The sequence below is a fragment of the Corynebacterium sp. HMSC056F09 genome (assembly GCF_001815785.1).
Taxonomy (GTDB): domain Bacteria; phylum Actinomycetota; class Actinomycetes; order Mycobacteriales; family Mycobacteriaceae; genus Corynebacterium; species Corynebacterium hiratae.
Genome location: NZ_KV821968.1, coordinates 24234 through 35837, shown reverse-complemented (window position 1 = coordinate 35837; position 11604 = coordinate 24234). Strand labels below are relative to the sequence as shown.

The 11604-nt window shown below is 65.6% G+C and carries 3 protein-coding genes; 2 read left to right on the top strand and 1 reads right to left on the bottom strand.

The window, feature by feature from the left end:
- Window positions 1-63: 63 nt before the first annotated feature.
- Entirely contained in the window at window positions 64-1803 is a 1740-nt protein-coding gene (locus tag HMPREF3056_RS11055; RefSeq protein WP_070754828.1) for a long-chain-fatty-acid--CoA ligase, read from the top strand.
- Here the strand turns inward: HMPREF3056_RS11055 and HMPREF3056_RS11050 are convergent.
- A complete protein-coding gene (locus HMPREF3056_RS11050; protein WP_070754826.1) occupies window positions 1800-2726 on the bottom strand; it encodes a hypothetical protein in 927 nt (308 codons plus the stop codon). The genes HMPREF3056_RS11055 and HMPREF3056_RS11050 overlap by 4 nt on opposite strands.
- A 373-nt stretch (window positions 2727-3099) precedes the next feature.
- On the opposite strand from HMPREF3056_RS11050, the gene HMPREF3056_RS11045 reads away from it, so the two are divergent.
- Window positions 3100-11604 (top strand): type I polyketide synthase (locus HMPREF3056_RS11045; RefSeq protein ID WP_246822519.1); only part of this gene is annotated, 8505 nt, incomplete at its 3' end.

Genomic DNA, 11604 nt, shown 5'->3' with positions numbered 1-11604 from the left:
TGTCACAGATTGGTTATACTGTTCCAAACATAACAAGTTTGACCACCTAAGGAGTTCGCGAACATGTCCGAATCCCCTGCCCAGGCATCCTCCGCCTTTGAGTCGAAAGCCTGGCTCCAGTATTACCCTGAGTGGACTAAGCCCAATCTGGATTACGGCACCGAAACGCTCTTGGACTCCTACCGAGAAACCGTGGAAGAGTTCGGCGAAAGGCCCGCCACGTGGTTCTTTGGCCACCAAATGACCTACCGCGAACTCGATACCCACGTGCGCGCCGCCGCGGCGGGCCTCAAAGCCTTCGGTATTCGCCCCGGCGATCGCGTCGCCGTAGCGCTCCCCAACTGCCCCCAGCACGTGGCGGTCTTCTACGCCATCTTGAAACTCGGGGCGACCGTCGTGGAGCACAACCCGCTCTACACCGCGGCTGAGCTCGAGCCCCTCTTCCAAGATCACGCCGCCCGCGTGGCCGTGGTGTGGGATAAGGCGAGCCCGGTCTTTGAGGAGCTGCGTGATACCACGCCGCTCGAAACGATCGTTACGGTCAACATGATCGAGGCCATGCCGCGCCCCAAGCAGCTGCTACTGCGCTTGCCGCTTCCCATCATTAAGGACAAGCGCGCCGAGCTCTCAGTTCCCGCCCCTAACACCGTTCCGTGGAGCACGCTCACCGGGCGCGCCATCGGCGGACAAGGCCAGAAGCTACAGGATGCCAAGGTCAACCGCGACGATACCGCGCTAATCCTTTACACCTCCGGAACCACCGGCAGACCCAAGGGCGCGGAGCTAACCCACTCCAACCTGTACTGCAACATGAAGATGGCAGAAGCGTGGGTGCCCGAAATAGGCAAGAAGCCCGAGCGCATGCTCGCTGCCCTCCCCCTCTTCCACGTCTATGGCCTCACCCTCATCGCAGCCCTCGGCGTACACATTGGCGGCGAGCTGGTCCTCACCCCGGCGCCAAAGATTCCGCTGCTCTTAGACATTATGAAGAAGCGCCGCCCCACTTGGATGCCGGGTGTGCCCACGATCTACTCCAAGGTCATGGAGGCAGCCAAGGAACAGAACATCGATCTCCACGGCATCGAAAACAGTCTATCGGGTGCAGCGGCGTTGCCAGCGGACATCGTTGAGGAATGGGAAACACTCACCGGTGGCCTACTCGTGGAAGGCTACGGGCTCACGGAAACCTCGCCGATCGTGGCCGCAAACCCGCTCAATAAGAACCGCCGCCCCGGCTATATCGGCATCCCCTTCCCGGATACCGAGGTGCGCATCGGCAACCCAGACAACCTCAGCGAGACCCAGCCGGATGGCACCGCGGGCGAGCTCCTCGTGCGCGGGCCGCAGGTATTCAAGGGTTACTTCAACATGCCAGAGGCCACCGAGCAGTCCTTCCACGATGGTTGGTACCGCACGGGCGACATGGCAATTATGGAGCCCGATGGCTTCATCAAGATCGTCTCCCGCATCAAGGAGATGATCATTACCGGCGGCTTCAATGTGTACCCGGCCGAGGTGGAAGACGTTATCCGCCAGCACCCGGACGTCACCAACGTGGCCATCGTCGGCCGCCCGCGCGCGGACGGTTCCGAGGATGTCGTGGCCTGCATCGTGCTGGAGGATGGCGCGGTGCTTGATCCCGAGGGGCTCAAGGACTACTGCCGCGAGCGCCTCACCCGCTACAAAGTTCCACGCACCTTCTACCACTTCGAGCAGCTCGCCTCCGACCAGCTGGGCAAGGTTCGCCGCCGCGAAGTGCAGAAGGATCTCTTGGAGCTACTTGGCGAAGAGGCCCCCGCCTAGGCCGCGCGGTCAATATAGCGCATCACGCGCGTGGGGTTGAAGGTTCGGTAGAACGCTTCGCCAGCCCGAACAAGCTGGCTCACCAACGTACTAAGCTGCCAATCCAGCTGTTCGTCGGTGTAGCCCCACTTCGTGGGAATGCGGGCCGTGGTCACTAAGACGAGGTCCTGCTCTTGGCCGCCATCGAGGTTTACCGCCTCGATGCGCGCGGAGTAGACATACTGATCATCGTTCATAAACTCAGCCCAGCGCACGAGCGCATCTAGGTCGCACGCGCAGCGGCCGGAGGGGGTGACAAGGCTGAGCTCAATATCCCCGGAGCCATCGCGGGCAGATTCAATGGTGATCGTGTGTTCATTGATGAGGATGCTCACGGCCCCATTCTTGTTATCCACGACGTGGATAGGCGTGCCGATCATCGCCAAGCGCGTGGCGCGCTCATACACCCGCCACATCCCCACGACCGAAACCCCATAGGCTTCGCTGAAATAGTGGGGAGAAACCGGCTTGAGCCCCGACCCTTTCCGCGGCTTTGACCGGTGTTCCGGAAACTGCTCATCTAAGCGTGCGAAGACCGCTGACATCTCGGCAGCATAGCCCGCAACAATGCTCTTGAGCTGAGCGTTCGTGGCCGTCGACGGCAGATAGGGCGGCGCGAAGACCCGCAGGTGGGTATGCATGTCGGAGCTTCCACACGGCTCGGCCACAAGGTTGCCGGAGATGCCACCTCCGTTGAGATCATTGACCTCCATGCGCAAAGGTTGGCGGTCCGGGTCAAAGCACACCGCGCCACCCCAATACCCAAGGACGCAGAGGCCGCCCATCTCTTCGTTGACGTCGATGCTTAAGAAGCCGCCCGCAATTTTGATGGTGGGCAAGCCGGTGGAGGAATCTTCCTCCAGCTTTCCGGCCAGCTTGGTCATAGTTTTGATAACTCGGCTTTTGCTGAGCCGAGCTGGTGTCTTAGTCGTTTTCTCTGGTGTTGATTGAGGCATAGTCCCCCCTAGTTTTTCTTTTCTTTCACGCTGCGCGAGCCGATGCTGAGCCACCCCTGCTCCTCCCCGAGCCGCTGCAGTGAGCCCGAGGATACAAAAGGTTGGGCAACTTCGCGCGGCAAGCGCTGAGAAAGAGTGCCCCCATCACCAAACGTGAGAAAAACCTCACATTTTCCGCGCGGGAGGCCGCTTTGCGCGAAGGCTTCGACTACGGTGGCACATCATGATTGTTCTGTAGGGCTAACTAATCTTGCCCACAGCTCTTCATAAAACCGTTCCCCATCAGCTCAAAAGAGGAAAGATGCCTGTTACTATGCTGCATTCCATGCCCCGCCCGGCCGTGCTTTTCGCCGGACAAGGCTCCGATTGGCAGGGTTTCATCACCACCGCCGCGCAGACTGCCGCCACCGCTGACTCCCTGCGCGAGACCCTCGCCCAGGCCCGCAGCCTCACCGGCCCCGCCGCACGCACCATCGCCTCCACGTGCCCCGGCGCACTTGAGCGCCTCGAGCAGCTCATTGCTGGTTCCACCGAGCCCAACGCCCTCGATGCCCTGCCGGCGGTCTCCATCCCCGGCATCGTCCTTGGCCAGATTGCTGCCATCGAGCAGCTGCGTGATCTCGGCGTCGACATCGACGAGCGCGCTGGGCATTCCCAGGGAAGCTTGGGCGAGATGGCCGTCGACAAGCCAGTAGAAGCCCTAGCCCTAGCCATCCTGATGGGCACCGCAACCAGCGCGGTCAACGGCTCCGATCCGCGCCCCCAGATGCTGTCCATCCGGGGCCTGGAGCGCAGCTTCGTCACTGAGCACCTGCACAGCACCGCCGCCATCGCCGTGGTCAACGGCCGCCGCCATTTCGCGCTGTCCGGCAGCCCGGAGGACCTGGCTGCCACCCGCTCCGCCATCGACGAGGCCGTGACGAGCTTCAACGCCGAGCTGGAGAAGCGCACCGTCGGCGGCGATGAGCTCAGCCCGCGCTTTGATGAGCTGCCCGTAGCGCTTCCCTTCCACAACGCGGTTCTCGCACCGGCAGCTGAGCGCACCGTAGACCTGGCTCAGAAGTGCGGCCTCGACGTGGATGAGGCCCGCACCCAGGCCGAGGCCATCCTGGTCACCGAATACGACTGGCCGGCCACTCTGGCCGCGCTCAACTCCGAGCACCTCATCGTTCTCGACCGCGCCTTGGCGAACATCACCCGCCGCGTGGTGCAGGGAACCGGGGTGACCGTGGTCTCCGCCGCCACCCCGCAGGAGCTTGATGCGCTGGCGACGCCGGGCGCTGAACTGCCCAAGGCCCTGAACTACGCTGACTTCGCCCCGCGCACCATCGAGCTTCCCAACGGTCGCACCTATACCCAGACCCGCTTCTCCGATCTCACGGGCCTGTCCCCGATCATGCTGGGCGGCATGACGCCGACCTCCGCTGATGGCGAGATCGTGGCCGCGGCAGCCAACGCTGGCCACTGGACGGAGATGGCCGGCGGCGGCATGTACTCCGATGAGGTCTTCCGCGCCCACCTGGCCACAATGGAGCAGCACCTGCACCCTGGCCGCACGGCGCAGTTCAACACCATGTTCTTTGACCGCTTCCTGTGGAACCTGCACTTCGGCCAGGCGCGCATCGTGCCCAAGGCGCGCGCGGCCGGTGCGGCTTTCAACGGCGTGTGCATCTCCGCCGGTATCCCGGAAGTAGAGGAAGCTGGCGAGCTGCTGGACCGCCTCCACGCCGACGGTTTCCCCTTCATCTCCTTCAAGCCCGGTACCGCGAAGCAAATCCGCGATGTCCTGGCCATCGCCACGGCCTACCCGGAGGACCGCATCATCATGCAGGTCGAGGACGGCCACGCCGGCGGCCACCACTCCTGGGTCAACCTGGATGACATGCTGCTGGATACCTACGCCGAAATCCGCCAGCACCCCAACGTCTATCTGGCAGTCGGCGGCGGCATCGCCTCCCCCGACCGCGCCACCTCCTACCTCACCGGTGAGTGGGCGAAGAAGCACGGTATGCCGGCCATGCCTGTCGACTCCGTCTTCCTCGGCACCGTCGCCATGGCCACCAAGGAGGCCAAGGCCACTGATTCGGTGAAGGACCTGCTGGTCAACACCGCCGGTATCAGCCCGGAGCAGAACGACGGCTGGGTAGGCCGCGGCACCGGTGCGAACGGCGTGGCATCCTCGCAGTCCCACCTTTTGGCGGATATCCACGACCTCGATAATTCCTTCGCCGCAGCTTCTCGCCTGATTACTTCCTTGAGCATCGAGGAGTATCCGGCACACCGCCAGGAAATCATCGACGCCCTGGCCAAGACCTGCAAGCCCTACTTCGGCGATGTCGAGTCCATGACCTACGCCGAGTGGATCGAGCGCTTTGTGAAGCTGGCCCACCCGTTTGTGGATCCGAGCTGGGATGACCGTTTTCTCGATCTCCTGCACCGCGTCGAAGCCCGCCTGAACCCGGCGGATCACGGCCAGATTGAAACCCTCTTCGCAAGCCTTGAGGACGTTCACGATGCCCCCGCAGCCGCAGCGAAGCTGCTGGAGGCTTACCCCGCCGCACGCACCACCGAGGTCTCGGCGCGCGATGCCGCCTGGTGGATTTCCCTGCACTACAAGCACGTCAAGCCCATGCCGTGGGTGCCGGCCCTGGACGGTGACTTGAAGTCCTGGTTCGGCAAGGACACCCTCTGGCAGGCACAGGATGAGCGCTACACCGCTGACCAGGTGCGCATCATCCCCGGCCCCGTGGCCGTGGCGGGCATTACCAAGAAGAACGAGCCGGTTGCAGACCTGCTTGCCCGCTTCGAACAGGCCACCACGGATGCGCTGCTGGAGCAGGGCTCGACCCCGCAGAAGGCTTTCTCCCGCCTGAACTCCGCTGCCGATGAGGCCGCATTCCTGCGCACTTCTCCTACCCTTCTGTGGCACGGCCACCTCATGGCCAACCCGGCTTATGAGATGGATGAGAACGCCTTCGACCTGCGCCAGGATGCTGAAGGCAACTGGGAGATTGTTATCACGGCGGACTCCTATTGGGATGACCTGCCGGAGGAGCAGCGCCCCTTCTACGTCCGCGAGGTCACCGTCCCTGTGGACCTGCCGGAGGATGTAGCCACGGGTGGCTCCCCGGTGGTCTCCGAGGAGCGCCTGCCTAAGTCCGTCTTCACCCTCCTAGAGGGCCTGGCCGGTGTCGGCTCCACGGCGGAGCAGGGCGATGAAATCACGGAGATGCCCACCGTCGAGTCGGGCTACTCCTTCCACTTCCCTGCCTCGCTGCTCTCCGCACACAGCGCGGTGACCTGCGGCGATGCTGCAGCCGAGAAGGCCGGCACCCCCGACGTTCTGGTAGGCCCCTGCTGGCCGGCCATCTATGCCGCGCTCGGCTCCGGCCGCCTGGAGGACGGCTACCCGGTCATCGAAGGCCTGCTCAACGCGGTGCACCTGGACCACGTCATCGACCTGCGCGTGCCGCTGGAGCAGCTTGCCGACGGCCGCCAGATCGACGTCACCTCCTCCTGCACCGCCATCGAGGAATCCGTCTCCGGGCGCATCGTCACGGTGGAGCTCGAGCTCAAGGATCACGCCTCCGGCGACATTGTGGCCACGCAGATGCACCGCTTTGCCATCCGCGGCCGCGCCACCGGTACCGCCGCACCGAGCCAGGCACCGGAGTGGGGCGGCGGCAAGTCCGCCACCAAGGTGGTGCCGACGCCGCGTTCCTTCGTCGACCGCGCCACCGTCACCGCCCCGCAGGACATGACGCCCTTCGCTCTAGTCTCCGGTGACTACAACCCGATTCACACTTCCTATAACGCGGCCCAGCTGGTGAACCTACAGGCACCGCTGGTGCACGGCATGTGGCTCTCGGCCGCCGCACAGCAAGTGGCCGGGCGCCATGGCCGCGTGGTGGGGTGGACCTACTCCATGTACGGCATGGTGCAGCTGGGCGATGACATCGAGGTCACCGTCGAGCGCGTCGGCCGCAAGGGCATCCACCAAGCCCTCGAGGTCACCTGCCGCATCGACGGCGAAGTCGTCTCCCGCGGCCAAGCCCTGCTCGCCGCGCCGACCACGGCCTACGTCTACCCCGGCCAGGGCATCCAGGCAGAGGGCATGGGCCAGGATGACCGCCAAGCTTCCCCGGCGGCACGCGAGGCCTGGCGCCGCGCCGATGCGCATACCCGCGCGAACCTGGGCTTTAGCATCCAGAAGATCATCGATGAGAACCCGACGGAACTCACCGTCCGCGGCACCACCTTCCGCCACCCGCAGGGCGTGCTGCACCTGACCCAATTCACGCAGGTAGCCCTGGCCGTCGTGGCCTATGCCCAAACCGAACGCCTGCGCGCCGAGGACACCCTGGCGCCGACTTCTTACTTCGCCGGCCACTCTCTGGGCGAGTACACCGCGCTGGCTTCGCTGGCGAATATCTTTGACCTTGAGGGGGTCATCGACATCGTCTACTCCCGCGGCTCCGCCATGGGCAGCCTGGTCCCGCGTGATGCGGAGGGCAACTCCGAGTACGCCATGGCGGCTCTGCGTCCGAACATGGCCGGCATTGCTGCCGATAGCGTCGACGCTTGGGTGGCTGAGGTCGCCGAGGCCACCGGCGAGTTCCTGGAGATTGTTAACTACAACATCCGCGGCCAGCAGTACTCCGTCGCCGGCACCAAGAAGGGGCTCAAGGCCCTGGTGGACAAGGCCAATGCCATCGCCCCGCGCGCGGCCGTCATGGTCCCGGGCATCGACGTGCCTTTCCACTCCCGCGTGCTGCGCGAGGGCGTTCCGGCCTTCGCGGAGAAGCTCGATGAGCTGCTGCCGCAGGAGCTGGATCTGGATGCCCTGGTAGGCCGCTACATCCCGAACCTGGTGGCCCGCCCCTTCGAGCTCACCCAGGACTTCGTCGACGCCGTAGCTCCGCTGGCTCCCTCCGGCAAGCTGGACGGGCTGAAGGTGGAGGATCTTTCCGAGCACGAGCTCGCCCGCCTGCTGCTCATCGAGCTACTGTCCTGGCAGTTCGCTTCGCCTGTGCGCTGGATTGAGACCCAGGAGCTCCTCTTTGGCAAGGTCGAGCAGATCATCGAGGTCGGCTTGGCTTCTTCCCCGACGCTGACGAACCTGGCCACCCGCTCGCTGGCCGTCGCCGGCATCCCGGAGGGCACCATCCGCGTGCTCAATGTGGAGCGAGACCAGGAGCAGGTCATGCTTGCCGACGTCTCCGAGGCCCCCGCCGCCGAACCGGCACCGGAAGCCGACGCCGAGGAGGCACCACAAGCCAACGAGGCACCAGCCGAGGCTGCTGAGGCTCCGGCTGCGGCCGCGCCGGCTGCCGCACCTGCTCCTGCGCCTACCGCGGCAGCCGCCTCCGGCGACGCCCCCGAACTGCGCTTCGGCGCGGCGGAGGCCATCATGGTGCTCTTCGCCTTCCAGAACAAGATCCGCGTGGACCAGATCGCGGACTCCGACACCGTGGAAGAGCTGACCAACGGCGTATCCTCGCGCCGCAACCAGCTGCTCATGGACATGTCGGCGGAAATCGGCGTGCCGGCCATCGATGGCGCCGCCGATGCCGATGTGGCCACGCTGCGCGAGAAGGTCGCCACCGCCGCCCCGGGCTACTCCGCTTTCGGTCCGGTGCTGGGTGAGGCCGTGGGCGCGCGCCTGCGCCAGCTCTTCGGCGCTGCGGGCCTCAAGCCCACCGCCGTGGCTGACTACGTCACCGGCACCTGGGGCCTGCCCGAGTCCTGGGTTGCCCACGTCGAGGCGGAGATTCTGCTGGGCTCCCGCGAGGAGGACTCGGTGCGCGGCGGCTCGCTGAGCACCGTGCCGGCGAGCGCTACCTCCAAGTCCGCAGCACACGAGCTGATCGACGCCGCCGTCCAGGCCGTCGCCGCTACCCACGGTGCATCCGTATCCAAGGGCACGGCCGCCGGTGGCGCCGGTGGCGGTGCCGTGGTTGACTCCGCTGCGCTCGATGCCTTTGCCGAGACCGTCACTGGTGAGAGCGGCGTGCTGGCGACTGTCGCCCGCCAGGTTCTTTCCCAGCTGGGCCTAGACTCCGAACCGGAGCTCATCGAGGCACCTGATACCACCGTCATCGATGCCGTCGAGGCAGAGCTCGGCTCCGGTTGGCTCAAGTCCGTCACGCCGTCCTTTGATGCGAACAAGGCCGTGCTTTTCGACGACTCCTGGGCCATCGCCCGCGAGCGCCTCGCCCGCCTGGCACTGGGCCAGGCCGAGTACCCGGTGGACAGCTTCCGCGGTGCCGGCGAGGACCTAGCGCGTCAGGCCCGCTGGTGGAAGCGCGAGGAGATCGCGAAGGCCGCCGTGGACACCACCCCCGGCGCGTTCGCCGGCGAGGTCGCCCTGGTCACGGGCGCTGCTCCTGGTTCCATCGCCACCGCGCTGGTGGAGCGTCTGTTGGAGGGCGGCGCGACCGTCATCATGACCGCCTCCCGTGTCAGCCAGGCCCGCAAGGAATTCGCGCGCACGCTCTACGCAGAGCACGGCGCTGCTGGTTCCGCCCTGTGGCTGGTCCCGGCGAACCTGTCCAGCTTCCGCGATATTGACGCGCTCATCGACTGGATCGGCTCCGAGCAGCGCGAGTCCGTGGGCAACGAGGTCAAGATCCTCAAGCCGGCCCTTACCCCGACGCTGGCCTTCCCCTTCGCCGCGCCGAGCGTATCCGGCTCGCTGGCGGATGCCTCCGGCACCACCGAGGCCCAGGCCCGCTTGCTGCTGTGGTCCGTCGAACGCACCATTGCGGGGCTGGCGAGGTTGAGCCAGGAGGATGTGGACAAGCGCTGCCACGTTGTCCTGCCGGGCTCGCCCAACCGCGGCACCTTCGGTGGCGACGGCGCCTACGGCGAGGTCAAGGCAGCACTCGATGCCATCCTCAACAAGTGGAAAGTCGAAGCCGGTTGGCCGCAGGGTGTCACGCTGGCGCAGGCCAAGATCGGCTGGGTCGCCGGCACGCACCTCATGGGCGGCAACGATGGGCTGGTGCCCGCTGCCGAGAAAGCCGGCATCAAGGTGTGGAGCCCGGAGGAGATTTCCGCCGAGCTCATGGACCTGGCCAGCGCCGATTCGCGCGAGCAGGCAGCGCACGCCCCGGTGGAGAAGGACCTCACCGGCGGCTTGGAGGGCTTCTCCCTCAAGGAGCTCGCCGCAGATGTGGAACCGGCAGGAACCACTGGCGCAGCTGCACATGAGGAAAAGGACGCCCCCGCCACCATCACCGCACTGCCCAACCAGGTACAAGCAGTACAGCCTGGCCTGGAGGAAGAAATCGGCCAAGTCACCACGGACCTGGAGGACATGGTGGTCATCGCCGGTATCGGCGAGGTCTCCTCGTGGGGCTCCGGCCGCACGCGCTTCGAGGCCGAGTATGGCCTGCAGCGCGATGGTTCCGCGGAACTGACCGCCGCTGGCGTACTGGAGCTGGCCTGGATGACCGGGCTGGTGGAATGGCGCGAGGACCCACACCCGGGCTGGTTCGTCGTGGAGAGCGATGAGGAGATCGCCGAGGAGGACATCTTCGAGCGCTTCCGCGATGAGGTCGTCGCACGCTCCGGCGTGCGCACGCTGACGGATAAGTATCATCTCACCGACCGCGGTTCCATCGACCTGACCACCGTCTTCCTGGACCGCGACGTCACCTTCACCGTGGATTCGGAGGCCACCGCCCGCGATATCCAGGACGCGGATCCGGAGTTCGTCACCATCGTCGAGGTGGACGGCGAATGGCAGGTCACCCGCCGCCAGGGTGCGACCGTCAAGGTCCCGCGCAAGGCCACGCTGACCCGTACCGTCGCCGCGCAGATGCCGGATGATTTCGACGCCGCCAAGTGGGGCATCCCGGAGCACATGCTCGACTCCCTGGACCGCATGGCGGTGTGGAACCTGGTCAGCGCGGTGGATGCCTTCACCCAGGCCGGCTTCTCCCCGGCGGAGCTGCTGCGCTCCATCCACCCGGGCCAGGTGGCCACCACGCAGGGCACCGGTATCGGCGGCATGGAGTCCCTGCACAAGGTCTTCGTCACCCGCTTCCTCGGTGAGGAGCGCCCGTCCGACATCCTGCAGGAGGCCCTGCCCAACGTCATCGCGGCGCACACCATGCAGTCCCTCGTGGGCGGCTACGGTTCCATGATTCACCCCATCGGTGCCTGCGCTACCGCGGCGGTGTCGATTGAGGAGGCCGTGGACAAGATTGCCCTGGGCAAGGCCGATGTGGTCGTGGCCGGCGGTATCGACGATGTCCAGGTGGAGTCCCTCCAGGGCTTCGGCGATATGAACGCCACCGCGGAGACCGCAAAGATGACCGCCAAGGGAATCGATGATCGCTTCATCTCCCGCGCCAACGACCGCCGCCGCGGCGGCTTCCTCGAAGGCGAGGGCGGCGGCACGGTCCTGCTGGTGCGCGGTTCCCTTGCACAAGAGCTGGGTCTTCCGGTTCTCGCAGTGGTCGCGCACGCGGCCTCCTATGGCGACGGCGCCCACACCTCCATCCCGGCTCCTGGCCTGGGTGCGCTGGGTGCTGGCCGTGGCCGGGAGAACTCCCGCCTGGCACGCTCGCTGCGCGGTCTGGGCCTGACGCCAAACGACGTCAGCGTCCTGTCCAAGCACGACACCTCCACCAACGCCAACGACCCCAACGAGTCGGAGTTGCACTCCATCCTGTGGCCAGCTATCGGCCGCGACGCGGACCAGCCGATGTTCGTCATCTCCCAAAAGACGCTCACCGGCCACTCCAAAGCCGGCGCCGCGCTCTTCCAGACCGGCGGCATCATCGACGTCTTCCGCACG

What these genes read in the sequence shown, in the direction of transcription:
- HMPREF3056_RS11055 (WP_070754828.1), top strand. Translation starts at nt 64, where the DNA reads ATGTCCGAATCCCCTGCCCAGGCATCCTCCGCCTTTGAGTCGAAAGCC.
- HMPREF3056_RS11050 (WP_070754826.1), bottom strand. Translation starts at nt 2,726, where the DNA reads ATGACCAAGCTGGCCGGAAAGCTGGAGGAAGATTCCTCCACCGGCTTG.